21 protein-coding genes and 1 riboswitch are annotated in these 24,995 nt (G+C 68.5%); of the genes, 7 read left to right on the forward strand and 14 right to left on the reverse strand.

What is annotated here, in order from left to right; genetic code table 11:
* The 7 genes from gcvP to ACFV4K_RS05840 form a co-directional block, all read right to left on the reverse strand.
* Positions 1 to 2,765 (reverse strand): aminomethyl-transferring glycine dehydrogenase (gene gcvP / locus ACFV4K_RS05810; RefSeq protein ID WP_379272397.1); only part of this gene is annotated, 2,765 nt, incomplete at its 3' end.
* Positions 2,766 to 2,892: 127 nt separating this feature from the next.
* A riboswitch (glycine riboswitch) is annotated at positions 2,893 to 2,988 on the reverse strand.
* Between the two features lie 51 nt (positions 2,989 to 3,039).
* On the reverse strand, positions 3,040 to 3,606 hold the full coding sequence (locus ACFV4K_RS05815) for a MerR family transcriptional regulator (RefSeq protein ID WP_357085017.1): 567 nt from the start codon (positions 3,604 to 3,606) through the stop codon (positions 3,040 to 3,042).
* Positions 3,607 to 3,811: 205 nt separating this feature from the next.
* Positions 3,812 to 4,285 (reverse strand): bifunctional nuclease family protein, encoded by a 474-nt coding sequence (locus tag ACFV4K_RS05820; RefSeq protein ID WP_379272399.1) that lies wholly within the window; start codon positions 4,283 to 4,285, stop codon positions 3,812 to 3,814.
* A 147-nt stretch (positions 4,286 to 4,432) separates the two neighbouring features.
* Positions 4,433 to 5,218 carry a MerR family transcriptional regulator gene (locus ACFV4K_RS05825; protein WP_379272401.1) on the reverse strand — a complete coding sequence of 262 codons (786 nt, stop codon included), beginning with the start codon at positions 5,216 to 5,218 and terminating at the stop codon, positions 4,433 to 4,435.
* A 44-nt stretch (positions 5,219 to 5,262) separates the two neighbouring features.
* A complete protein-coding gene (gene garA, locus ACFV4K_RS05830) occupies positions 5,263 to 5,730 on the reverse strand; it encodes a glycogen accumulation regulator GarA (protein ID WP_213555026.1) in 468 nt (155 codons plus the stop codon).
* Between the two features lie 186 nt (positions 5,731 to 5,916).
* Positions 5,917 to 6,315: a glycine cleavage system protein GcvH gene (gcvH, locus tag ACFV4K_RS05835; RefSeq protein WP_379272402.1), complete on the reverse strand. Its 399-nt coding sequence runs from the start codon at positions 6,313 to 6,315 to the stop codon at positions 5,917 to 5,919.
* 63 nt (positions 6,316 to 6,378) lie between these two features.
* Positions 6,379 to 6,996, reverse strand: a complete 618-nt coding sequence (locus ACFV4K_RS05840) for a CDP-alcohol phosphatidyltransferase family protein (protein ID WP_357085007.1) — start codon at positions 6,994 to 6,996, stop codon at positions 6,379 to 6,381.
* A gap of 131 nt (positions 6,997 to 7,127) precedes the next feature.
* On the opposite strand from ACFV4K_RS05840, the gene ACFV4K_RS05845 reads away from it, so the two are divergent.
* Entirely contained in the window at positions 7,128 to 8,813 is a 1,686-nt protein-coding gene (locus ACFV4K_RS05845; protein WP_379272404.1) for a GMC oxidoreductase, read from the forward strand.
* A gap of 83 nt (positions 8,814 to 8,896) precedes the next feature.
* Positions 8,897 to 9,790, forward strand: a complete 894-nt coding sequence (locus ACFV4K_RS05850) for a nuclease-related domain-containing protein (RefSeq protein WP_379272406.1) — start codon at positions 8,897 to 8,899, stop codon at positions 9,788 to 9,790.
* Here the strand turns inward: ACFV4K_RS05850 and ACFV4K_RS05855 are convergent.
* From ACFV4K_RS05855 to ACFV4K_RS05865, 3 genes are all read right to left on the reverse strand, one after another.
* A complete protein-coding gene (locus tag ACFV4K_RS05855) occupies positions 9,759 to 10,433 on the reverse strand; it encodes a phosphatase PAP2 family protein (protein WP_379272408.1) in 675 nt (224 codons plus the stop codon). The genes ACFV4K_RS05850 and ACFV4K_RS05855 overlap by 32 nt on opposite strands.
* On the reverse strand, positions 10,430 to 10,669 hold the full coding sequence (locus ACFV4K_RS05860; RefSeq protein WP_379272410.1) for a hypothetical protein: 240 nt from the start codon (positions 10,667 to 10,669) through the stop codon (positions 10,430 to 10,432). Before ACFV4K_RS05860 ends, ACFV4K_RS05855 begins: the two co-directional genes overlap by 4 nt.
* Before the next feature lie 209 nt (positions 10,670 to 10,878).
* Complete coding sequence (locus ACFV4K_RS05865) at positions 10,879 to 12,786, reverse strand: acyl-CoA dehydrogenase (protein ID WP_379272411.1); 1,908 nt, start codon at positions 12,784 to 12,786, stop codon at positions 10,879 to 10,881.
* A gap of 137 nt (positions 12,787 to 12,923) precedes the next feature.
* Between ACFV4K_RS05865 and ACFV4K_RS05870 the strand changes: the two genes are divergently transcribed.
* The 3 genes from ACFV4K_RS05870 to ACFV4K_RS05880 all read left to right on the forward strand — a co-directional run bounded on the left by ACFV4K_RS05870 (position 12,924) and on the right by ACFV4K_RS05880 (position 17,645).
* Positions 12,924 to 14,315: a threonine/serine exporter ThrE family protein gene (locus tag ACFV4K_RS05870; RefSeq protein ID WP_379272457.1), complete on the forward strand. Its 1,392-nt coding sequence runs from the start codon at positions 12,924 to 12,926 to the stop codon at positions 14,313 to 14,315.
* Positions 14,316 to 14,430: 115 nt separating this feature from the next.
* On the forward strand, positions 14,431 to 16,698 hold the full coding sequence (locus ACFV4K_RS05875) for an MMPL family transporter (RefSeq protein WP_379272413.1): 2,268 nt from the start codon (positions 14,431 to 14,433) through the stop codon (positions 16,696 to 16,698).
* 140 nt (positions 16,699 to 16,838) lie between these two features.
* Positions 16,839 to 17,645, forward strand: a complete 807-nt coding sequence (locus tag ACFV4K_RS05880; RefSeq protein WP_379272415.1) for a tyrosine-protein phosphatase — start codon at positions 16,839 to 16,841, stop codon at positions 17,643 to 17,645.
* 66 nt (positions 17,646 to 17,711) lie between these two features.
* Here ACFV4K_RS05880 and ACFV4K_RS05885 read toward each other — a convergent pair whose 3' ends face one another.
* From ACFV4K_RS05885 to ACFV4K_RS05895, 3 genes are all read right to left on the reverse strand, one after another.
* Positions 17,712 to 18,440: a TetR/AcrR family transcriptional regulator gene (locus ACFV4K_RS05885; RefSeq protein WP_379272416.1), complete on the reverse strand. Its 729-nt coding sequence runs from the start codon at positions 18,438 to 18,440 to the stop codon at positions 17,712 to 17,714.
* A gap of 74 nt (positions 18,441 to 18,514) precedes the next feature.
* Positions 18,515 to 19,741: a cytochrome P450 gene (locus tag ACFV4K_RS05890; protein ID WP_379272418.1), complete on the reverse strand. Its 1,227-nt coding sequence runs from the start codon at positions 19,739 to 19,741 to the stop codon at positions 18,515 to 18,517.
* A gap of 92 nt (positions 19,742 to 19,833) precedes the next feature.
* Positions 19,834 to 20,508 (reverse strand): hemerythrin domain-containing protein, encoded by a 675-nt coding sequence (locus tag ACFV4K_RS05895; protein WP_379272420.1) that lies wholly within the window; start codon positions 20,506 to 20,508, stop codon positions 19,834 to 19,836.
* 102 nt (positions 20,509 to 20,610) lie between these two features.
* On the opposite strand from ACFV4K_RS05895, the gene ACFV4K_RS05900 reads away from it, so the two are divergent.
* Together ACFV4K_RS05900 and ACFV4K_RS05905 are read left to right on the forward strand one after the other, a co-directional pair.
* Positions 20,611 to 23,886, forward strand: a complete 3,276-nt coding sequence (locus tag ACFV4K_RS05900) for a BTAD domain-containing putative transcriptional regulator (RefSeq protein ID WP_379272421.1) — start codon at positions 20,611 to 20,613, stop codon at positions 23,884 to 23,886.
* A gap of 74 nt (positions 23,887 to 23,960) precedes the next feature.
* The gene (locus ACFV4K_RS05905) at positions 23,961 to 24,416 is read left to right on the forward strand and encodes a nitroreductase/quinone reductase family protein (RefSeq protein WP_379272422.1); all 456 of its coding nucleotides are present in this window, start codon (positions 23,961 to 23,963) and stop codon (positions 24,414 to 24,416) included.
* A 39-nt stretch (positions 24,417 to 24,455) separates the two neighbouring features.
* On the opposite strand, the gene ACFV4K_RS05910 is transcribed toward ACFV4K_RS05905, so the two are convergent.
* Positions 24,456 to 24,995, reverse strand: a complete 540-nt coding sequence (locus ACFV4K_RS05910) for a hypothetical protein (RefSeq protein ID WP_379272423.1) — start codon at positions 24,993 to 24,995, stop codon at positions 24,456 to 24,458.

The following is a 24,995-nucleotide window of genomic DNA, read 5'->3' on the forward strand; positions in this document are numbered from 1 at the left end:
CCCATCGGGTAGACGGCGGTTTCGCGGGTGTAGGGGTGGTTCCAGTCGCCGACCAGGCATTCGGCGGTGTGGGGGGCACCGCGCAGCGGGTTGTCCTCGACGGGCCAGACACCAGCTTCGACCTGGTCGATCTCGCCCTTGATGGCGATCATGGCCTCGATGAAAGCGTCGAGTTCTTCGAGGTTCTCGCTCTCGGTGGGCTCCACCATGAGGGTGCCGGTGACGGGGAAGCTCATGGTGGGGGCGTGGAAGCCGTAGTCGGCCAGGCGCTTGGCGACGTCGTCGACGGTGACGCCGGTGCGCTTGGTGATCTCGCGCAGGTCGAGGATGCATTCGTGGGCGACCATGCCGTTGTCGCCGGTGTAGAGGACCGGGAAGTGCGGGTCCAGCTTGCGCGCAATGTAATTGGCGGAGGCGATGGCGGTGAGGGTGGCGCGGCGCAGGCCGTCGGCGCCCATCATGCGGATGTAGGACCAGGTGATCGGGAGGATCGACGCGGAACCGTACATGGCCGCCGACACCGCGTGCGAGCCCTTCACCAGCGGGTCGCCGGGCAGGTACTGGGCCAGGTGCTCACGCACCGCGACCGGGCCGACGCCGGGACCGCCGCCGCCGTGCGGGATGCAGAAGGTCTTGTGCAGGTTCAGATGGCTGACGTCGCCGCCGAACTTGCCCGGACGGGCCAGGCCGACCAGGGCGTTGAGGTTCGCGCCGTCGACGTACACCTGACCGCCGGCCTCGTGCACCAAGCCGCACAGCTCGGCCACCTCGTGCTCGTACACGCCGTGCGTGGAGGGGTAGGTAATCATGATGCAGGCCAGCCGCTCGGCGTGGTCGGCGATCTTGACGCGCAGGTCGTCGAGGTCGATGTCGCCGTTGGGGCTGGTCTTGACGATCTCCACCCGCATGCCGACCATGGCCGCGGAGGCGGCGTTGGTGCCGTGCGCGCTGGACGGGATCAGGCACGTATCCCGGTGGGAGTCACCGCGATCCAGGTGGTAGCGGCGGATCGCGAGCAGGCCCGCGTACTCGCCCTGGCTACCGGCGTTGGGCTGCAAGGAAACCCGGTCGTAGCCGGTGACCGCGCACAACCAGCCCTCGAGGTCCTCGATCAGCTTGATCAGGCCGGGCGCGTCCTCGACCGGCGCGTACGGGTGCACCCGGTTGAAGCCGGGCCAGGTGATGGCCTCCATCTCGGCGGCCGCGTTGAGCTTCATGGTGCAGGAGCCGAGCGGAATCATGCTGCGGTCCAACGCGATGTCCTTGTCCGAGAGCGCGCGCAGGTAGCGCAGCATGGCGGTCTCGGTGCGGTACTTGGTGAACGCGGGCGCGGTCAGGTACTCGGAGGTGCGGACCTCGATGTGCGGGCGCTGCTTGCCGTGGAACAGCGCGCCCTCGGGACCGACCGGGACCGCCGCGCCGAAGCAGTCGAGGACCGCGACCACGTGGGTGTCGGTGGTGACCTCGTCGCAGGCGATGGCCACGTGGTCGGCGTCGACGAGACGCAGGTTGATGCCCTCGCCCTTCGCCTTGGCCACGATGGATTCCGCGCCGCCGGGCACGTTCACCAGGACGGTGTCGAAGTAGGTCTGGTGTACGACCGCGTCGCCGAGGCCGGCGGCCAGCCACTGCGCGTGTCCGTGCACGCGGCGCGCGATCGAGCGCAGCCCGTCCGCGCCGTGGTAGGAGGCGTACATGCCGGCCAGGATGGCCAGCAGCACCTGCGCGGTGCAGATGTTGGAGGTCGCCTTCTCGCGGCGAATGTGCTGCTCACGGGTCTGCAGCGCGAGCCGGTAGGCCAGATTGCCGTCGGCGTCGACGGACACGCCGACCAGGCGGCCGGGCAGCTGCCGCGCGTGCGCGGTGTGCACGGCGAGGTAGCCCGCGTGCGGCCCGCCGAAGCCCAGCGGCACGCCGAAGCGCTGTGTGGTGCCGAAGCAGGCGTCCGCGCCCTGCTCGCCGGGCGGGGTGATGAGGGTCAGCGCGAGCAGGTCCGCGCCCACCGCGACCAGCGCGCCGCGCTCGTGGGCGGCGTCGATGACCGGGGCCCAGTCCACGATCCGGCCGGACGCGCCCGGCTGCTGCACGATGACGCCGAAGAAGTCGCCCTCGGGCAGCCCGCCGTCGGCCAGGTCGGCCTCCACGATCTCGATGCCCAGCGGCTCGGCGCGGGTGTAGAGCAGGGTGCGGGTCTGCGGGAACAGGTCGGTGTCGATGAGCAGCCGCTCCGACTTGGACTTGCGGTTGGCCCGCTGCAGCAGGGTCATGGCCTCGGCGGCGGCGGTGGCCTCGTCGAGCATGGACGCGTTGGCGACCTCCATGCCGGTGAGGTCGCCGACCATGGTCTGGAAGTTGAGCAGCGCTTCGAGGCGGCCCTGGCTGATCTCGGGCTGGTAGGGGGTGTAGGCGGTGTACCAGGCCGGGTTCTCGACGAGGTTGCGCAGCAGCACCGGCGGGGTGAGGGTGTCGTAGTACCCGAGCCCGATCATGGAGGTGGCGACGGTGTTCGAATTGGCCAGTGCCGCAAGCTCGGCCAGCGCGTCGTGTTCGGAGACGGCGTCGGGCAGCACGGTGAGGCCATTGCCCTCGGGGGCGTCCAGGATGCTGGCCGGCACGGCCCTGGTGGCGAGTTCGTCCAGCGACTCGACGCCCACGGTCTCGAGGATGCGCGACAATTCAGCGCCGCTGTCGGGGCCGATGTGGCGGTCGGCGAAGGATCGAGTCCAGATCACGGCTGCTCCAAGGGGTGGGCGGGGGTCGACCATGGGGTCGACGTGTCGTCTGCCCTCCCCCTCTGTCCTCGATGCCTGAGAGATTCGGACCCCGGCCTGGCGACCGGTGACCTTTCACCATGGGCGGACGGCACGCGGCCATCACTTTCCAGAGGCGTCGAAACTCCGCACGGTCCCTTGTGCCTGAGAGATTGACGGGGAGGTGCTGCTCCTTCGGCGTCCGAGACTATCCCCGGAACTCTCCCGCACGGCTGCGACGCACTGTCAGTCTAAGCGGCCGCAGGTTACAAGAATGTTGCCGACCGAACTAACCGGTCTTGCTCATCCGCGCCTTGCGCCGGAACGAGAGCTCGTCCTCGGGGCGATCCATGGCGGACGCGGTCTCCGCACGCTCGGCTGGGAAGTTGGCGATCGCTCCGGTGAGCTCGCGCATGGCGCCGCTCACGGCGATGCCGAACACGCCCTGGCCACCCTGCAGTAAATCGACCACCTCTTCGGCGGAGGAGCATTCGTAGACCGTGGTCCCGTCGCTGAACAAGGTGATTCCGGCCAGATCCTCGACACCGCGGCTGCGCAGGTGGTCCACGGCGATGCGGATGTTCTGTAGCGAGATACCCGCGTCGAGCAGCCGCTTGACGATCTTGAGGACCAGGATGTCCTTGAACGAGTACAGCCGCTGGCTGCCGGATCCCGTGGCGCTACGGATGGAGGGGACGACCAGTCCGGTGCGGGCCCAGTAGTCGAGCTGCCGGTAAGTGATTCCGGCCACCTGGCACGCGCTGGGCACGCGGTAACCGACGAGTTCGTCGGGCACCGTGTCATCGGGGAACAGCCCTGGCTGCACCACATCCCGAGGTTGCGGTTGATCTCCCACTGACTTACTCCCTTACTGCGCGCCTATCAGGGCTGGGCTCTTGATCGACTCTGGAGCGTTGGCCTAACAATCGAGGCTACTCCCCTGATTGTGGCCGCAAAATCGGCACCGTTAAAGCATGGCCGGGCGCGTGTTTCTCACCCTAAAGCTGAGGTAGAGACTAGGAAATGTCTCATTTCGGATGCTTTGCCCGGTCAAGAGTTGGTCAGCTGTCCGTGGCCTTGAAATCATCCGGGGATACCGATTCGAGAAACTCCTTGAACTTCTCGACTTCGTCCTCGCGCTCGTCGGGCATGACCAGTCCGGCCTCCTCGAGCACCGGCTCCTCGGCATAGATCGGGCAGCCCACCCGCAACGCGATGGCGACCGAGTCCGAGGGCCGCGCGGAGATGCGCAGATCGTTCTCGAAGACCAGGTCGGCGTAGAAGGTGCCCTCCTGCAGATCCACGATCCGCACCTCTTTGAGAGTGTGGCCCAGCTCCTTGATCAGGACCTTGATCAGGTCGTGGGTGAGCGGGCGGATGGGCGTGACGCCCTCCTGCTCCAGCACGATCGCGGTGGCCTCGGCCTGCCCGATCCAGATCGGTAGGTACCGGTCCCCGGACACCTCACGCAGCAGCAGCACGGGCTGATTCTGTGGCTGTTCGACACGGATGCCGATCACACGCATTTCGCTCATGGCCGCACCTCGCCAGCGCTCGCCACGACCATGCGCGAAGGCGCGCTGCATTTATTGGTTCGCTCGCTTCGCTCACTCACGGCACTGCCTCCCAGATCCTCACCAGGCCGCCCAACCCGGCTGTATTACCGAGTCTAGGCGAAGAATTCAGCCGCCGAGGGAAGCGCGCACCGAGGTCTTCACGAGGCAGGTGTGCAGCGTCAGCGACAGTGCGGCCAATTCCCGGACCGTCTCCTCGGCGCGAGCGCGGGCATCGGCGTCGCGGCTCTTGGCGATCGGCGCGGCGATCTGGGCCACCATGGCGGCCTCACGGTCCGCGGCCAGCTTGAAGGCACGCAGATGCCTTGCCTCCAAACCGAATTCGCTCAGCGCCTTGGCGGTGCGAGCGAGCGTGACGGCGTCGCCGTCGAAGTACCCGGCGGCGCCGGGGGTGATCAGGTTGGCCCGGATCAGTTCGGTGAGGAACTTCTCGTCGATGCCGGCCTGATCGAGCAGATCCGCCCGGGTGATCCGGATTTCGTGATCGAACCGGAGTTCCTCGGGCGACACCTCACCGGGCACGGCGTTCAACCGGCGCAGCCGGCCGCCCCCGTTGGCGGACAAGGCATCCGGGGTTTCCGGGATACCTCGGGAATTGGGCACGATGCCTCCCACGGCGTTCGCCCGGGCCCGCGCTTCCCGGACTCCGAGCGTCGCCGCCCCACTGTCGATCGCTTCGAGCTGTTCCTTGATCACCTTCAACGGCAGGTACTGGTCCCGCTGCGCGGTCAGCACGAAGCGCAGGCGCTCGACATCCGCCACATGGAAGCGGCGGTATCCCGAGGGCGTGCGCTCCGGGCTGATCAGGCCCTCCGATTCCAGGAATCGGATCTTGGAGATGGTGATGTCCGGAAAATCCGGACGCAGGAGATCCAGCACGGAGCCGATCGACATGCCTCCGCGCGTCCACTGCGCTGCGCCAGTCATTCCGCTCGGCCCTATAGCGCCGAGTCGCTCGTCGCCGGTCGCGGACCCGTCAGGAAGACCAGACGGAACTTGCCGATCTGGACCTCGTCGCCGTTCTGCAGCTCGGAGGAGTCCACCGGCTCACGGTTGACGTAGGTGCCGTTGAGGCTGCCCACGTCGACGACCTGGAAGGTGTCGTCGTCCTGGCGGAATTCCGCGTGGCGACGGCTGACCGTGACATCGTCCAGGAAGATGTCGCTGTCGGGATGGCGTCCCGCCGAGGTGGTCGGCTGGTCGAGCAGGAAGCGCGAGCCGGCGTTCGGACCACGCTTGACCACCAGCAGGGCCGCGCCCGCGGGCAGACCCTCCACCCCCTGCACCGGCTGCTCGCCGGTCTGCTCGGTGCGCGACGTGTCGACCTCGTTCAGGAAGTCGGCACGGAACACCGAAGTGGTCTCTGCTGCCGTTTCCTGGTAACCCGGGTCCTTGTTCTCGCTCACCCTTGCTCTCCTCCTCGAACCGAATAATCCATGCAAGCAATTGATGCCCTCAGCGATGCGGCGCTCCGGCCGCTCCCCGCCTCGGGTGGGTTCCGGAAATTCCGGGCACCGGCTGCGCGCACTTCTGTTGGCATTGACCGTACCCTGCCAGGGCGTACCCGTGCAGGTAGAACTGTGAAGGCTGCTTCAGCCTCCGATAACTCCTTGATAACCTGCGGCATCGAGGAGCTCGCCGAGCGCCGCGTCGAGGGCTTCGGCGGAGTCCGTCTCGATGTCGAACAGCCAGCCGTCGCCGTAGGCGTCGGAGTTGACCGTCTCGGGTTCGGCGTCCAGAAGCTCGTTCACCGCAACGACTTTGCCCGACAGCGGCGCGTAGATGTCGGACACGCTCTTGGTGGATTCGATCTCGGCGATGCTGTCGCCGGACTTCACCTCGGAGTCCACCGCGGGCAGCTGCACGAACACGACGTCACCCAACTGCGACTGCGCGTAATCGGTGATGCCCACCCGCACCCGGGTCGGACCCACCTTGCTCACCCACTCGTGCTCCTCGGAGTAGCGCAAATCCTCGGGTACTGCGGTCACTGGCAGTGTCCTTTCAACGGGCGGTTCCTCTCGGGATCGTCGTCGATCCGTCCGTCGCACACCCTATCGGGAGTGATCATGGTGTGGCACGGGCGGTATCGCTCGGGCCACGGCGAGGGCTTTGCCGAGGTACAGGATTCCGGTCCAGACGTAGACCGCCGTGCCCCAGATCAAGAATGCCCCACCGAAGGCACGGCCGAAACCCGCGGCGGCCCAGTCCATCTGCCCGGCCAGCAGCCAGGGCAGCGCCGACATGAGCGCGAAGGTGGCGGCCTTGCCCAGGTAGATGACCTCGGGCGGGGGCAGGTCGCGGCGCTTGTAGATGCCCAGGGTGAGGGTCAGGATGCCGTCGCGGGCGACCAGGATCAGCACCACCCACCAGGGCAGGATGCCGCGAATCAGGAAGCCGCCCAGCGTCGCCAGCAGGTAGAGTCGGTCGACCAGCGGATCCAGGATCGCGCCCAATTTGGACGACTGATCCAGTAGCCGGGCCAGCTTGCCGTCGAGGAAGTCGGTGAAACCACTGGCGACCAGCAGTGCGAAGGCCCAGCCGTCGGCCTTCTCGACCAGCAGCAGCCACAGGAACACCGGTACGCCGATCAGCCGCACCAAGCTGAGCACATTGGGCACGGTCAGGATGCGGTCGCTGTACACCGGTTCGGCGTTCCGCTCGGTTGTCACAGTCCCCGTCCTACCCCAATCGGCGCGCCATCACCATCCGGGCACGCCGCCGCGCCGGACGCGAACCTACTCCGTGAGAGAGTTGTGTGCAATCCTTCTCACATCTGGTTGGGACCGCGAGAGGAAAGACCATGCCCGACTTCGACTATGACGTCGTCGTGATCGGCTCCGGCTTCGGGGGCAGCGTCAGCGCGCTGCGCCTGAGTGAGAAGGGCTACCGGGTGGCCGTGCTGGAATCCGGCCGCCGCTGGAACGCCGAGGACATCCCCAAGACGAACTGGAATGTGCGCAAGGCGATCTGGGCCCCGCGGCTGGGCCTGACCGGCACTCAGCGGATCAGCGTGCTGGGCAAGTGCGCGGTGTTCTCGGCGGCGGGCGTGGGCGGCGGGTCGCTGATCTACGGCAATACCCTCTACGAGCCGCTCCCGGCCTTCTACACCGACCGCCAGTGGGCCCACATCACCGACTGGCGCACCGAGCTGGCGCCCTACTACGACCAGGCCCAGCGCATGCTCGGCGTGACCGAGAACCCGCGCATGACCCCGGCCGACGACGTGATCCGTTCGGTGGCAGCCGATCTGGGCGTGAGCGACACCTTCCACCCCACCCGGGTCGGCGTGTTCTTCAACGAGGCCGCCCCCGGCGAGGAGGTCGAGGACCCCTACTTCGGCGGCGCGGGCCCGCGGCGCAACGGCTGCATCCACTGCGCGCGCTGCTTCACCGGCTGCCCGCACAACGCCAAGAACACCACCCCCAAGAACTACCTGTACCTGGCCGAGCAGGCCGGCGCGCACGTGTTCGAACTCACCACGGCTGCCAAGGTGCGGCCCATGACCGGCGGCGGCTACGCCATCGAGACGCAGCGCTCGGACCGCTGGGTCCGCAAGGGCCGCAAGGTGTTCACCGCCGAGCAGGTGGTGTTCGCGGCGGCCGCGCTGGGCACCCAGAAGCTGCTGCACAAGATGCGCGACGAAGGCGTGCTGCCGAACCTGTCGCCGCGACTGGGCGAGCTGACCCGCTCCAACTCCGAGGCGATTCTCAATGTGGTGAGCAAGTCGCGCGACGATTTCGCCGAGGGCATCGCCATCACCTCCTCCATCCACCCCGAACCCGACACCCACGTGGAGGTCTGTCACTACGGCAAGAGACAGAACGGCCTGTTCCCGCTGTCGGTGCCGATCGTCGACGGCGGCGCGTTCCGGTTCCTGCGCTTCCTGCTGGCCATGCTGCTGCATCCGGTGGTGTTCGCGCGCAGCCTCAACGCGCGGCGGGCCTCGGAGCGCTCGGTCATCCTACTGGTGATGCAGTCGCTGGACAATTCGCTGACCTCGTTCCGGCGCTGGGGGCAGCTGAAGACGAAACAGGGTATGGGCAAGCCGAATCCGACCTGGATCCCCTTGGCCCACGAGGTCGGCCGCCGCTTCGGCGAGCACGTCGACGGCGATGTGCAGATGCTGGCGATGGACGTGTTCAACATTCCCGCCACCGCGCACTACATCGGCGGCTGCGTCATCGGCGAGGGGCCGGAAAGCGGTGTGGTGGACCCGTATCAGCGTGTGTTCGGCCATCCGGGCCTGCACGTGGCCGACGGTTCGGCGGTGACGGCGAACCTGGGCGTGAACCCGTCGCTGACCATCACCGCGCAGGCCGAGCGCGCAATGGCGTTCTGGCCCAACCGAAACGAGGTCGATCCGCGGCCGCCGCTGGGCGCCGCGTACCGTCGGATCAGCCCGGTCGCACCGAAGTCGGCGGCGGTGCCGGAGTTCGCTCCGGGCGCGTTGCGGCTGCCGATTTTCCCGGCGGACCACCGGAACTGAGCGCGGCGGCGCGCCCGGCGGTAGTTTGGGGCGTTGTGCCCGTACCATTCGCGGTACCGATCCGACGAGGAAGGTGAGAGCCGATGCTCGTCCGTGTGCAGAACGCCGCCGGCACGCACGCCGAGAGGGTGCTGATCGACTGGCTGCGAACCTGGAAGGGCAGCACCGACCCCCAGGGTGTCGCGACCGTCAATTGCACTCTGTTCCACGGAGATAAGCTGCATCCCTTCGACGCGGTGGTGTGGACGCCGACCAGCTGCGTGGTGATCGAGGCCGAGGCGCTGGGCGAGCGTCTCGACGGCGAGCTGCAGGTGCCGGTCAACGGCCCGTGGCGGGTCGGAGACCGGATCGTCACCTTCGAGGGCGGCGACAAGCGCAGCCCCCTGGACAAGTCCCGCGATCACACCTTCGCGTTGCAGACCTGGCTGGCCGAGCGGGGACTCGGGCAGCGGGTCATCCACGGCATCGTGCTGGTGGTGCCGCCGCCGGGGTCGAATCTGAAGGTCACCCAGCTGTGGAACGACCCGAGCTTCCAGGTGCTGCTGGGCGACGAGCGGCGGCTGCGCGACCACTTCACGGGTCTGCTGTCGCGGGGGCGCCCGCAGTGGTCGGCCAATGACGTGGCGTGGGCGTTCCGCGGCCTGGGGATCCTGCCATATCTGCCCGCGCCGCAGGACCTGCTGAACGAGGGCTTCCTGGGCCCGGTCGATCCGACCCTGTGGCACGGCGGCCCCCAGCAGGCGCAGGCCGAGGCGTACGCCTTGGAGCAGGCCCGCTTGGAGCAGGAGCACGCCTCGGCGGGCCGCGGTTTCGTCCTGCCGTCGCCGTGGTTCAGCCCGTGGAAGCTCTATCCGCGCCGCAGCGATCGGATCGAGGTGGGGCGCGGGGTCATGCGGGTGATGCTCACCCTGGGCTTCATCATCGCGGCGCTGTGGGTGGTCTGGTTCATTCTGGCGGGGGCGGCGTCGCTGTTTTAGCCGCCCGCCCCGCGGTGGTTGCCGCGAGGTAGCGGCACGGCAGGTAGAGGGCGGTCACGAGCGCCACGGCGGCCGTGGTGCCGCCGACCACATCGGTCGGATGGTGGTATCCGAGACCGACCATTCCGATCGTGACGGCGGGCAGCACCACCGCCATGACGATCACCGTGCCCCGGCGCACCCGCGCGGATTCGGTCACGAGCGCGAACGCGGTCACCACGGCGACCAACTGCACGGTGTGCCCGCTCGGGTAGGCCAGATAGTGCTCGAGCTTGCGTTCCCAGAACGGTTTGAGCGCATAGGTATTGACCGCCACCACCAGTTCCGGGGCGATCAGCGCGAAGCCCGCCTGCCACCACAGCCGCCGGTAGGCCAGCCACGCGGCGGACACGGCCAGCAGGGTCAGCACGACGGGACTGTTACTGGGGAACACCAGCACTCGGTACACCCAGGTGTGGGCGTCGAGCGCCGCATGGATGCCGTTCTCGAGGGTCAGGTCCGCGCTCGTGGAGCCGCCGCCGGACGGAAAGGTCAGCGGCACAAGCAGGGTGACGATCACCCCCGCCAGGATCACGGCGGGCAGGGTGGCCGGGTGGGGCCGGGCCGCCGGGAGCTCGGGGACGGGGGTGGTCGGTCTGCTCACGTCTGCACGATAGCGTCCGCGCTCATTCCCGCAGCGCGGCCCGTTCCAGCAGCGGCCGCGACAGGGGCCTCGGCGAGGGCCAGGTCTGATTCGGAGTGGGTGGAGACGAAGCCGCCATTGGACAGGCGCGCGGCGGCCCGGGTGCCGATCGCCCCGCACACCACGAAGGCGATGGCGATCAGGGCCAGCACCAGTTTCGGTGTGCGGAGCGCCGGTGTGATCAGTTTGTCGATCATCGCCTGGCCCCCTCGGCGGGCGGCCGAGAACCTACCGGGATCATGATTCCCCCTCGCAGCGTTGCGAATTGCCGTCCGTGCCGGGCGGCCCGAATCACATCCTGAAATACGACAGCATGTAGTAGAGGTGCGTGGGGGCAACCTCTCAACGAGGCAGCGCCGGGGAAAGGTTCAGTGCGGCAGGCCGGTTCAGTGCGGCAATGCTGTTCTCAGTCGAGCATCGCCGCGCGCAGCAGACCCTCCGGCACCCCCAGGCCCTCGATCAGCGTGAGCGCCTGCGGCCGTAGCCGATCCACGAGTTCGTTCACCCCGCGCCGCACCGACTTGGCCCGCTCCACCGACATGAACCGGTGCATGATGTACCAGGCCTGATGCTGCTCGATGGCCGAGTACACGAACAGATCGCAGACGGTGTCGGCCAGCGCCCGCGCCTCCGGATCCTCGATGGCGGCGATGCCGTCGATGAAGGCCTCCAGTACCAAGCGCTCGATATGGGCCGACCCCGCGGCCAGGATGTGATCCTGCGCGTTGTTGAAGGCCTCGAACGGCCCGGTCTCCTTCGCGCGGGCGCGCAACCGGTGTCCGGCCGTCCGGACCAGATAGTCCTCGCGGTCGGCGAACAGCTGCAACTGGATCGAGCGCCGCGACAGGTCGCCCTCGTCGACGGTGTCGTCGCCGCGGTCGCGCAGACGCTGAATCATCTGGCGCACACCGGATCGCTCGCGCACCACGTCGCGGGCCATGGTGGCGGCGAACTTCACCCAGCCGAGCGCGTCGAGATCGCGGACCTCGTCGGCGTAGGCGGTCAGCAGATCCTTGGCCACCAACTGGGTCAAGACGACATTGTCGCCTTCGAACGTCGTGAACACGTCGGTATCGGCCTTGAGGCCGACCAGGCGGTTCTCGGTGAGATAGCCCGCGCCGCCGCAGGCTTCGCGACATTCCTGAATGGCGGCGGTGGCGAATCGGGTCTGCGCCACCTTGAGTCCGGCGGCCCGGTTCTCCAGCGCGCGCCGGGCCTGCGGGTCGGTCTCCTGCCCGGTCTGCACCAGATGCATGCGATACACGAGGTCGTTCTGCGCGAAAGCCAGTGCGTAGGAGCGGGCTACCAGCGGCAGCAGGCGGCGCTGATGACTGCGGTAGTCCATCAGCACCGTCTCCTCGCCGGTGTCGGGGTCGGCGAACTGCCGGCGCTGCTCGCCGTAGCGGACCGCGATGCTCAGCGCGACCCGGGCCGCGGCGGCCGCCGCGCCGCCGACGCTGACCCGCCCGCGCACCAGGGTGCCCAGGGTGGTGAAGAAGCGGCGGCTGGGGTTCTCGATCTCGGAGCTGTAGGTGCCGTCCTCGGCCACGTCGGCGTACCGGTTGAGCAGGTTCTCGCGCGGAATCCGGACCTGGTCGAACAGGATTCGACCATTGTCGACGCCGGGCAGGCCGCCCTTGTAGCCGCAGTCGGAGGTGGTCACGCCGGGCAGGTCGCCACCCGCCTCGTCGCGGATGGGGACCAGGAAGCAGTGCACGCCCTGGCTCTGCCCGCCGGTGATCAGCTGCGCGAAAACCGCTGCCATGCGGGCATGTTCGGCCGCGCCGCCGATGTAGTCCTTGCGGGCCGAGGGAGTCGGGCTGTGCACCACGAACTCCCGGGTGGCCGGGTCGTAGGTGGCGGTGGTCTCCAGGTTGGCGACATCGCTGCCGTGACCGGTCTCGGTCATGGCGAAGCAGCCGAGCAGTCGCAGCGGGATCAGCTCGTCGAGGTACTCGCGGTGCCGCTCGGTGCCGAGGTTCTCGACCGCGCCGCCGAAAAGCCCCCACTGCACACCGCTTTTCACCCACAGCGACAGATCGGTGTAGGCGAGCATCTCGAGCGCGGTGACGACCGCGCCCGCGTCGCCGGGGGTGCCGTCGGCGTGGCGGAAGCCGGATTCGACCCAGCCGAAGGAGGAGACCAGCTCCATCTGCTCCAGCACGCGTGCCCGCGCGGCTTTCAGATCGAGGCTCGGATCGCCGAACAGGCGGTCGTCGTCGAGGACTGCGCGGGCCCGTTGGCGAACCTCCCGCCAGGGGCCGTCGAGTGCCGTGCGTAGCTCTTCGGAGATCGAAACGCCGCTCGTCGCCATACCCAAAACACTACTGCCACGGCTGTGCTCATCCTGGTGATCTGGATCGCCCGTGTACGTTTCTTACTGTGAGCAATGAGGTGGCCGTCGAGTCGCCGGGTCTGCCCGCGGGGCTGCGCACCCGGTGGTGGCGCCGCCTGCTCACCACCGTCTCCGATCACGTCGTCGCTGATCAGCGCGCCACCGTGGACACCGTCGTGGAGGCGCCGGCCCCGGTCCAGCCGATCGATCTCACCGACGACGCGACCGTGACCGAGGTGCTGGATCTGGCCGAGCGGGTCGGGGAAGTCGTACTGGCATCCGGCACTGCGGTGATGGACACCACCACCCAGATCGAGTTCATCGCCGCCACCTACGGACTGTCCAACTGCGATATCGACGTCACCTACAACTCGATCCGTATCTCCGCCGACCGCGGCACCCGGCTGCCGCCGGCCACCACCATGCGGGTCGTGCACTATCGGGCGCTGGACTTCACCCGGCTCGCCGCGGTGGACCGGCTGACCCGGCGCATCCGCAGCGAACTGGTGCCGCCGCAGGACGCGCTGTCCGCCCTCGACGAGATCACCTCCGCGCCGCATCCCTACCCGCGGTGGTCGGCGACACTGGGCTGGGCGCTGATGGCGGCGGCCGTGGCGCTGTTGCTCAACGGCGGCTGGCTGATCGGGCTGCTGAGTTTCGTGACCACCATGCTCATCGACCGCACCAACCGGCTGCTGAATCGGCGCGGGCTGCCGTTCTTCTTCCAGCACATGATGGGCGGCGTCATCGCCGCGACGCCCGCGGTACTGGTGTCCACCTTCGCGGCCGGGCTGCATCTGGACCCGGCGCTGATCATCGCGGCCGGAATCGCCGTGCTGCTGGCCGGTTTACAACTGGTCGGCGCGGTGGAGGACGCGATCACCGGGGCACCGGTGACCGCGTCGGCGCGCATGCTGGAAGTGATCATGATGACCGTCGGGATCATCGGCGGGATCGCGCTCACGCTGCGGGTGGCGGAGGTGTTCGAGGCGACGGTCCCGACGGTCGAGATGACCTCGACCCGCGACCTGACCAATCTGCCGCTCAAGCTGTTCGCCGGTGCGGTGACCGCCGGTGCGTTCGCGCTGGCCTGTTATGCCGAGCAGCGGGCGCTCGCGGCGGCCGCGTTCAGCGGTGGCGCGGCGACCGTGGTCTATCTGCTGGCCCAGCATTACGGGTTCGGGCCGGTCGTCTCCTCGGGTGCGGCCGCCACCGTGGTGGGTCTGGCCGGTGGTCTGCTCGCCCGGCGGGCGCTGACGCCCCCGCTGGTGGTGGCGGTCGCGGGCATCACTCCCCTGCTGCCGGGTCTGAAGGTCTATCGCGGGCTGTACGCGTTGCTCAATGACGAACTGCTGATCGGGCTGAACCAATTGTTCAGCGCGTTCGCGGTCGGTCTGGCGCTGGCCGCCGGCGTCACCCTGGGTGAATGGATGGCCCGTGACCTGCGGCGGCCGCGCATCATCCGGCGCATGGGCTCGTTGCGCCGCCCCCGGCTCGCGGCCGGTTGATTCGCGACCTCGATGAATACCTTTCATCTATCATGAAATCACGTTTCGTGTAATTCTAATTGTATTGCCAGACAAGGCTTTTAATTAATTCTGAGCATGCCTGTTACCGTGCAGTATGACCACGAGCCGCCGCCCGCGCGAACGCGATGTCTTCGCGCTATGGGGACAACTCGTCGCCCGCTATCGCTTCCTCGTCCTCGGTGCGGTCGCGGCCGCCCTGCTGGCCCTCGGCGCGTACTCGCTGGGGTTCGAGGGCCACCTCAGCGCGGGTGGTCTGGACGACCCGAATTCGGAGTCGGTGCAGGCCGCGGAGCTGGCGGCGGGCGCGTTCGGGCCGAACCACGCCGCGGACATGGTCATCATCTACCACTTCCCGGACGGGACGACCGTCGACGACCCCACCGTGAATCAGCCGGTGGTGGACAGTCTCAACAGCCTCACCACGCGGTTCCCCGACGCGGTGCAGGCGGTCAACGCCACCTACTGGCCCGGGGTGACCACGACCCTGGGCTCGCAGTCGGGCCTGGCCACCAAGGACAAGACGCGCGCGGTCGCCTCCATCGCCCTCAAGGGTGAGACCGGTGACGCGCTGTCGGCGCACTACGTGCAGGTGAAGAACGCGTTCGCGGTACCGGGCATCGACGTGAAGGTCGGTGGGCTGCAACCCATCGGGACCGCGCTGACCGACACCATCTCCGCCGACACCCATCGCATGGAATTGCTGGCGATCCCGGCGGTCGCGATTCTGTTGTTCTTCATCTTCGGCGGCGTGGTCGCGGCGGCGCTGCCGCTCATGATCGGCGTGCTCACGATTCTGGGCGCGAACGGCATCGTGCGCGCGATCACCAATGTCGCGGAGGTGAATTCGTTCGTCGCTCCGGTCGTTTCGATGATCGGGCTCGGCTTGGCCATCGATTACGCGTTGTTCATCGTGAGCCGCTTCCGGGAGGAGGTGGCCGACGGGTACGACACCCCGACCGCGGTGCGGCGTTCGGTGACGACCGCGGGCCGCACGGTGGTGTTCTCGGCGACCATGATCGTCGCGAGTCTGGCCGGGATGCTGCTGTTCCCGCAGGGCTTCCTGAAGTCCATCGCCTACGGCGCGATCGCCACGGTCAGCCTGGCCGCGTTCACGGCGGTCACGATTCTGCCGGCGATGCTGGCGATCCTGGGCCCGCGGGTGAACGCCCTGGGCATCGAGCGATTCCGGCGCGCCGACGCGGCCCGCGATGTGGAGCAGAGTTTCTGGGGCCGCTGCACCGCCTGGGTGATGCGGCATCCGCGCAAGATCACCGCGCTGCTGATCCTCGGCCTGCTGGTGCTGATCCTGCCGGTGCGCAATATCGCCTTCGGCGGTTTCAGCGAGAAGTATCTGCCGCCGGACAATGCGGTGCGGGTGGCCCAGCACGAGATCGACACCTACTTCCCGCTGCGCAAATCCGACCCGATCGAATTGATCATCGTGACCGGTGACAGCACCGAGGTGGGCCCGCTGGTCGAGCGGGCGAGCTTCGCCCCCGGTCTGCTGCCCTCGGGTTTCGAGATCCCGACCCGGTCCCAGACCGATCCGACGATTTACAAGACCCAGGCGTATCTGGTCGATTCCAGTAAGTACGACAAGACGATCGACTTCCTGCGCAATCTGGAGACCGCCGACGGCACCACCCTCATGGTGTCCGGCGTCCCCACGGTCCAGCACGACACCATCGCCGCGCTGCTGAACCGTCTCCCCCTCATGATCGCGCTGGTCCTGGCCGCGACCACGATCCTGATGTTCCTGACCTTCGGCTCCCTGGTGCTGCCACTGAAGGCCGCGTTGATGAGCGTGCTGGGCCTGGGCTCGACTCTCGGCATCCTCACCTGGATCTTCACCGAGGGTCACGGCGCGACGGTGCTCAACTTCACGCCGCAGCCGATTCAGGCGAACATCCTGTTCCTCATCATCGCCATCATCTACGGCCTGTCCACCGACTACGAGGTCTTCCTCCTGTCGCGCATGGTCGAGGCCCGCGCCCGCGGCGCGAGCACCGAGGAGGCGATCCGCTCGGGCACCGCCCACACCGGTCGCATCATCACCGCGGCCGCGCTGATCCTGTTGGTCGTCACCGGCGCGTTCGCCTTCTCCGACCTGGTCCTCATGCAGTACATCGCCTACGGCATGATCGCGGCCCTGATCATCGACGCCACCGTCCTGCGCATGATGCTGGTCCCGGCGGTCATGAAGCTGCTGGGCGATCGCTGCTGGTGGGCCCCGGCCTGGATGAAGCGCATCCAGCAGCGCATCGGCCTGAGCGAACCCATCCTCGACGACGAGCGCGCCCCCGCCGAGCCCCCGGTGGCCGACATGGTCGGCGCGGCAGGAGGTTCGCGCCTCAGCGTCTGATGCTGACCTTTTCGGCCACACCCGGTGTTCGCTAACAAAGTATCCATTCGATAGACACGGCGTCAGCTAAGCTCCCGGCTGTCCCGGCCCGGTGTTGTACGCACCGGCGGGTGCCGGGGCGTCTATCGAAGGGAACACCCATGATTCGACCTCGTACGATCGGCGCGACCGTGGTACTGGCCGCCGCCTTGACCTTCGGGGTTTCGCCCGGCCTGGCGCTCGCGGTCGATCCGCCGGTCGCGACCGCCAATGTCCTGCTCGATCCGGCCGCGCGCTCGCTGAACCTGTCCGGTGTGCAGAACGCCCGCGACGCGGGCGGGTACCGGACCACCGACGGGCACACCGTGCGCACCGGTCTGGTGTACCGCACTGCCGCACTGGGTTCGGCCACCACCGCCGACGTGACCGCGTTGGCCGCGCACAATGTGGTCTCGGTCCACGATCTGCGGACCAGCTACGAGCAGCTGCTCGCGGGCTCGGACAAGATCCCCGCCGGAGCGACCGAACACCACGACGACATTCTGGGCGGCCTCCCGCCGACATCGCTGCTGACCTCGGGTTCGTCGGCGGCGAGCGTGTACCCGGAGTTCATCACCGCTCCCGGCGCGAACGCCGGCTTCGCCGCCGTGATCCGCGATATCGCCTACAACAATGGCGGCGTCCTGTTCCACTGCACGGCGGGCAAGGACCGCACCGGCTGGGCGGGCGCGGTGCTGCTGACCCTGCTGGGTGTCGACAAGGACACCGTGTACTACGACTTCATGCTGTCCAGCTACTACCGCGACGCCGCCCCCGGCGACGTGAACAACGGCGTGACCGCCGCCGAGCTCGACTCGGCCTTCGCCCAGGCGAACAAGTCCTACGGCAGCTTCGCCAACTACGTGAGCAACGGCCTTGGGCTGACCGCGGCCGACATCGCCGCGCTCAAGGCCAAGCTGCTGGCCTGACCGCAGCGACCGACCAGTGGCCCGTAACCGGATCGGTTGCGGGCCACCATGGTTCGTGACGCCGGGTCAGCGCGCGACGAGGCCGATGCCGCGGCCGATATCGGCCAGGGTGGAGTCGAAGAGCACGTCGGGGTGCGAGATCTGGATCGGGTAGTTGCCGAAGACCTCGAGGGTGACGTGGCCGTAGAGGCGGGCCCAGAACTGGATCATGACGTAGCTGACGCCGAGGTCGAGTTTCTCGGCGGGGAACTTCTGACCCGAATCCGCCAGCACGCGAAGCAGTTCCGTCTGGAAGGTGATCAGGTCGTCGCGCAGTTCCGGCGGGATCAGCTCGGTGGGGGTGGTCACGACCTGGTAATCGGTGAGCAGGCGGCCCGCGGCCCCGAGGAAGATGCGCCCGACCGGTTCGCCGAATTGCTGCATGGCGCTGGTGATTCCGGCGGTGACCGGGGAGGCGAAGACCAGGGTGAATTCGCGCGAGTGGGTCAGCGCCCAGCGGCGGAAGCCGCGGCAGATGGCGAAGAAGCGGATCCCGGCGTCGTCGGGGAGGCCCTCGACCGACGCCTCGAGATCCTTGGCCAGGTCGAGGCAGACGTCGGTGCGGACGGCGGCGACCAGGCCGTCGCGTGATTCGTAATAGCGGTACAGCGCGGGGGCGGTGATGCCCAGTTCACGAGCGATGGCCCGGAGCGTGATCGCGTCCGGGCCGTGGTCGACCAGTAGTGACCGCGCGACGCGCCGGATATCGGCGTCGCTGACCGCCGGCGCTCGTCCGCGTCGGCGAGGTTCACTCATGGTTGACTCCAATGTAGAAACGAGCAAGGCCCCGGATGGGGTAACAAAAGTTACCTCGTCCGGGGCCCGATCGCTCACTCGTAGGCGACTTCCCAGCTCTTGATGCCGTTGAGCCAGCTGGAGCGCAGGCGGACCGGCTCGGAGACCTGGCGCAGGTTCGGCATCACGTCGGCGATCGCGTTGAAGATCAGATCCAGCTGCAGGCGGGCCAGGTTGGCGCCCACGCAGTAGTGGGTGCCGGTGCCGCCGAAGCCGACGTGCGGGTTCGGGTTGCGCAGCACGTTGAACTTGTACGGGTCCTCGAAGTAGTTCTCGTCGAAGTTGGCCGCGCTGTAGAACATTCCGATACGCTGCCCCTTCTTGATCGAGGCGCCGGACAGCTCGAGGTCCTCGGTCGCGGTGCGCTGGAAGGCGATGACCGGGGTGGCCCAGCGGACGATCTCGTCGGGAGCGGTACGCGGACGCTGCTCCTTGTAGATCTCCCACTGATCCGGGTTGTCCACGAACGCCTTCATACCGTGCGTGGTGGCGTTGCGGGTGGTCTCGTTGCCGGCCACCGACAGCAGGATCATGAACCAGGCGAACTCGTCGGAGGCCATGGACTCGCCCTCGAGGTCGGCCTGCAGCAGGGTGGAGGCGATGTCGTCCATCGGGCAGGCGCGCTTCTGCTCGGCCAGGTTGTAGGTGTAGCCCATGACCTCGGCGGTGGCGACCTTGTGGTCACCGTCGAACTCGGGGTCCTCGTAGCCGATCATCTGGTTGGACCAGTCGAAGATCTTGCGACGGTCTTCCTGCGGGATGCCGATGAGCTCGGCGATGGCCTGCAGCGGCAGCTCACAGGCGACCTGCTCGACGAAGTTGCCCGAGCCGTTCTTCTTGGCCTCGTGCACGATCTTCTCGGCGCGCTCACGCAGCGCGTTGCGCAGCGACTCGACCGCCCGCGGGGTGAAGCCCTTGGAGATGATGCGGCGCAGCTTGGTGTGCTTGGGCGGGTCCATGTTCAGCAGCAGGTAGCGCTGCACCTCGATCTCTTCGCGGGCGATGTCGCCGTAGAAGCGGATGACCGCGGTGTTCTCCTCGGAGGAGAACTGCTCGGGGTTCTTGGAGATCTCCTTGATGTCATCCATCTGGGAGATGGCCCAGTAGCCGCCGTCGTCGAAGCCGGTCAGGCCATCGGCCTGCGGCACCCAGAACGGAGCGGCTTGCTTGCGAAGAGCTGCGAACTCCTCGACCGGCAGGCGCTCGGCCAGCAGGTCGGGGTTGGTGAAGTCGAAACCGTTGGGAATGGACGGCGCGGACACGGAACCTCCTTTGGAACACGTTCGACGTCGAGTGAACCACACCACAGGCCGGTTTGTGAACACGTATTACTAAATAGCGTTCATTTGATCTGTCACCAGTTCGGTTCGGTGCCGTAGACCTGGCGATATTCCCGGTCGAACGTGCGACGGCCGAGCAGCCGCCAAGCCAGGCGCGCGGCCCTCGGGAGCTCCGCGAGAACCTTGTGCCGATCGGGCGCCGAGGCGGCGTGCAGGAGGAAGCCGAGGAAGACCAGCTGGCGATCCTTGGGCATGTGCGCGCGCCCGCGTTCGCCGAGCGCCCGCCATTCCGACACGGTCATGACCTGCTCGACGACCGACAGGATGTGAGTCTCCTCCTCGGCGAGGTGCTCGTCCAACGCGGCCGCGAGGGCGGTGGCGGTGGCGGCGAACCGGTCTCGTGCGGCGGGGTCGGCGGCCGTGGCGAACTCGGCGGCGTCGCGCTGCGCGCGGGTCGAGAGTTCGGCGATGCGTTCGTGCTGTTCCTCGAGGCGCAGGACGAGGTTGGCGGCCATGGGGGCGCGTTCGAGCAGCAGCGGCCACATCAGTTCGTCCTCGCCGGTGTGATGGCTGTGCAGCCCGGTGCCCAGTTCGGCCAGGAAGTCGGCGAGGACGCGGGCACGCTCGACATCGCCCGGGGCGACGCCGGACGCCAAGGCGGGCAGGGCGCGGAAGTGGCGGCGAAAGGCGTTGTGCACGACCACCATGTCGTAGGTGTCGGGCCGGGCCTGCGCGATGTCGGTGCTCATGGCTGCTCCTGTCGAAGTCGGTGATTGCGACGAGAGTGCTTCGGCACGCTTGGAATCGACTCGAGGCGGACTAGGGGGCGGCCGTCCTAGACTTACGCGATCATGGTTCGGATTCGGGTACTCGGCGCACTGACCGCGACCGGCGAGCGCGGGGAACTCGATCTCGGCGGGCCGCGGCAACGCGGGGTGCTGGCGCGACTGCTGGTCGCCGGGGGCGATGTGGTGCCGGTCGATCGGTTGATCGATGACCTGTGGCGCGGCGAGCCGCCGCCCCGGGCGCTGGGCTCGCTCCAGGCTTACGTCTCCAATCTGCGGCGGCTGCTGGAACCGGATCGCGCGCCGCGGACACCGGCGACGGTGCTGATCAGTCGAGCTCCCGGATACGCGCTGCGACTCGACACCACCGAGGTGGACGCGTGGGCATTCGGCGCCGACCTGGACGCGGCTGCACGGCTGCACGATCCGCGCGAACGGCGGCGCGCGCTCGAGCGGGCGCTGGCCGCGTGGCAGGGTCCGGCGTACGGGGCGTTCGCGCAGGAGTCCTGGGCGAACGCGGAAGCCGTGCGACTCGAGGAGCTGCGGCTCAGCGCGCGCGAACAGCTCGCGGTGGCGCTGCTCGAACAGGACGAGCCGGCGTCGGCGGCGGCCGAGGCCGAGGTGCTGTGCCGGGAGCATCCGTTGCGGGAGGAGGCGTGGCGGCTCACCGCGCTGGCCCGGTATCGCGCGGGCCGTCAGGCCGAGGCGCTCGCGGCGCTGCGGCAGGCGCGCGAGGTGCTCGCCGAGGAGCTGGGCATCGATCCGGGTCCGGCCCTGGCCCGGCTCGAAGCCGACATCCTGGCCCAACGGATCCCGGTGCAGGAGCAGGTGATCGCCGTTCCCGCGCCGCCGCGCGAGCCGGTTCCGGGTCCGGCGGTACCCGAGTTCCTCGGGCGCGAAACCGAACTCGCGTCCCTGCACGCGGCGGCCGCCGCTCCCGGTCCACGGACGGCGACCGTGGTGGGTGAGGCGGGCAGTGGCAAGTCCTCGCTGCTGCGCCGACTGCGCGACGACCTGCGGGACTCGGGTTATCGCGTGGTGCTGGGTCATTGCCCTGAGGACGAGGCCGCGCCCTCCGCGTGGCCGTGGGTCGAGATCCTGCGGGCCCTGGCCGCCGAGCACGACCCCGCCGGGCTCGCTCCCGCGCTCGCTCCCCTGCTCACCGACGCCGCGGGCGCACCCGAGGCCGACCGCGCCCACGGCCGGTTCCTACTGCACCGGGCCGTGTGCGACTACCTGACCGCCGTCGCGGCCGAGGGACCGCTGGCGATTCTCTTCGACGACGTGCATCGCTGTGATGCCGAGACCGCGGCCCTGCTCGCCGCGGCGGCCACCCGCGCTCCGGTATTCGTCGTGATCGGCTACCGGCCCGACGAGGCGCCGCCCGCGCTGACCCAGGCGCTGGCCGGTCTCGCAACCACGATCCGGGCGCGAATCCAGTTGCGCGGCCTGGGCCTCGAGGACAGCGCCCGGCTCGTCACCGCGCTGACCGGAAGCGCCCCCGCGGACTCGGTGCTGGCGACCCTGCACGAACGCACCGGCGGCAACCCCTTCTACCTCACCGAGACCGCGCGGCTGCTGCGCAGCGAGGGCGAGCTGGTCGCCGCGTCCGAGGTCCCCGAGGGCGTGCGAGATGTACTGCGCCGCAGACTGTCCCGCTTGCCGGAGACCGATGTGGCGTTGCTGCGCCTGGCCGCGGTGATCGGCCGGGAGTTCGATCTCGCGGTATTGCTGCGGGCCGCGGAGGTGGGTGAGGAGGACGTGCTCAATGCGGTCGAGGCGGGCAGCGTGGCGAATCTGCTCGACGAACCCGCCAGCGGCCGTGCCCGTTTCACCCACGTCCTGGTCCGCGACACCCTGCTCGGGGATCTGTCGCGGGTGCGCCGCGATCGCTGGCATCGCCGGATCGGGGCCGCGCTCGAGGAGATCGCTCCGGACGATCTGACCGCTCTGGCCCATCATTTCGGCGAATCGGTGACCCCGGAGACGGCGCGGCGGGCTGCCCGCTACGCGGTGGCGGCGGCCGACCGCGCCGAGCGGCGTTTCGCCTACGACGTCGCCGCGACCGGTTACGAACGCGCGGTGGCCGCCTTGGAGCGACTCCCCCGCGACGAGACCGTCGACGAACGGGTCGCGTTGCTGGGCAGAGCCGGTCACGATCACCTCTCCGCCGGGTCCGCGCTGGCAGCGCGTGCCGCCCGAGACCGCGCGGTGCGGCTGGCCGAGGACGCCGATCGACCGGACCTGGTGGTGCGGGCCTTCACCGCCTGGGACGCGCCGACCCCGTGGATGAACCGGCAGTACGGCGTGGTCGAGCACCCGATCGTCGCCCGGTTGGAGAACGCGCTGCGCTTGCCCGGCCTGTCCCCGGCCGACCGCTGCCGCTTGCTGGTGGCGCTGGTCGACGAGATCGGCGGCGAGGCAGGCGAACAGGCGAGCCCGGCGGCGGCCGAGGCCGAGGCGATCGCCCGTGAGCTGGGCGACGACACCCTGCTCGCACCGGTGCTTCAGGCTCGGGCTTCGCTCTACGACACCCCGGATCGCGGTGCGCTGGGCACCGAGTTGATCGAGATCGGGCGGCGTACCGGCGATCACACGTATCAGCTGCTGGGCCACACCATCGCGTTGCAAGCCGCCGCCTCCTCCGGAGACCTGGCCGCGGCCCGCGAGCATCTCGAGGCGACCACGGTGACGGCCGACCGCTATCAGTGGCGGCAGGCTCAGCTGGCCAATGCGATGGCTCGCGGGCTGCTGGCGCTGGCCGCCGATGACCCCGACGACGCCGAGCGCCATTACCTGCGCGCCGGTGAATTGCTCGCCGGCGCGGGCATTCTCAACGCGGACGGCATCGTGCTGATGGCCATTTTCACGGTCTATCTGGGCCGCGGGCGGCTGGGCGAGCTGGCGCCGGTGATCACGACGTTCGTCGAGCAGGCCGACGCGGTGTCGTTGGACGCCGTCGTCGATTTCCATGTGCTCGTCCTGCTCGCCGCCGGTGATCGCTCGGCCGCCGAATCGATGTGGCGCCGAGCGCAACCGATCCGCCACGACCGGTTCCGCTCGTTCTTCCTCACCCTGCGCGGCATGGTGGTCGCGGAATTGGGCACGCCACGGGAGGCGGCCGAGACCTACACCGACCTGCTGGTCTACCGGGGTCGGCTGGGTGGCGCGGACACCGGCGCGTATGTGGTCGGTCCCGTCGACGCCGTGCTCGGCGATCTGGCGGCCCGCCGCGGCGAGGCCGCCCTGGCCGCCGAGCACCACCGCGCCGCCCTCGATATCGGACGGGCGTGTGGAAACCCCACATGGATCACCGCGGCCCGGGCGCGCCTCGGCCACTGACCGGTCACTGGTCGTCTACTAGTGGGTGGCTCGATCGTTGTTCCCAACCGTCCCACCGACCCGAGGAGCCCGCCGTGCCCGACCTCCACCGCACCGCCACCGAGCTGTTCCTGAAGACCTCGACCACCCTGCACCGCCGCCTGATCGACGTCACCGCCGGCAAACTCGGCACCCGCTTCAAGAACATGCCCACCCTGACCCTCACCACCACCGGCCGCCGCACCGGCAAACCCCACACCGTCGTCCTGACCGTCCCGATCGTCGACGGCCCCCGCTACCTGATCGTGGCCTCCCGAGGCGGCGACGAAATCTCCCCCGCCTGGTTCCACAACCTGTCCGCCAACCCCTCGGTGGAAGTGTCCTTCCAGCACGGCCCGTCCCAACCCATGACCGCCCGAGTCCTCCCCGCCGCCGAACGCGAAGCCCGCTGGCCCCAAATCCTCCAGGCCTACCCCGGCTACGCGACCTACCAGAACCGCACCACCCGAGTGATCCCCGTCGTCGAACTGTCCCCGCGCAGCGACCACTGATCGACGTTCAGGGAATTGCGTTCGTCTCGCCGGACTCGTTCAACGACACAAAGATTCGATGAACGCCGAGAAGCCGGGGAACTCGTCGCGGGCATCGGCCACGATCTCTGCGGTCGGACGGCCTGCCCCCGGCGCATAGCGCTCGGCGATCGCACGAAACTCGTCGTTCGGCTCGGTGTCGATACTCGGGTAGAGGAAGGCCTCCGCCGGCCCCGAGCCGTTCGCGAAGATCCAGAGCAGGTCGCCGAGACTCCGTGCGATCACACCCGTTTCACCCTCGGACCCGACGTAGACGATGGGCTGGGCTGCGAGCGGCGCATCCGGTCGGATCAGCCAGCAACCAACGTAGTCTCCGGCGCCGGTGGAACCGAAGAACCGGAATTCGCGACCGTCGACCTCGTCGTTGCCCGTCCAGAGCCGGAACCACCACGCCGTACGATCGGGCGCTTCGAATTGCCCGTACGGTTCGAAGTCGCACCCGGTGGATTCGTCGGTCTCCTCGTCCCAGTTCCACTCGAAACCGATGGCGAAGACCTCCGCCAGAGCAGGGGGAAAGGTCAGGTCTACGATATCGGCCAC

The organism is Nocardia sp. NPDC059764 (assembly GCF_042732555.1).
GTDB lineage: Bacteria > Actinomycetota > Actinomycetes > Mycobacteriales > Mycobacteriaceae > Nocardia.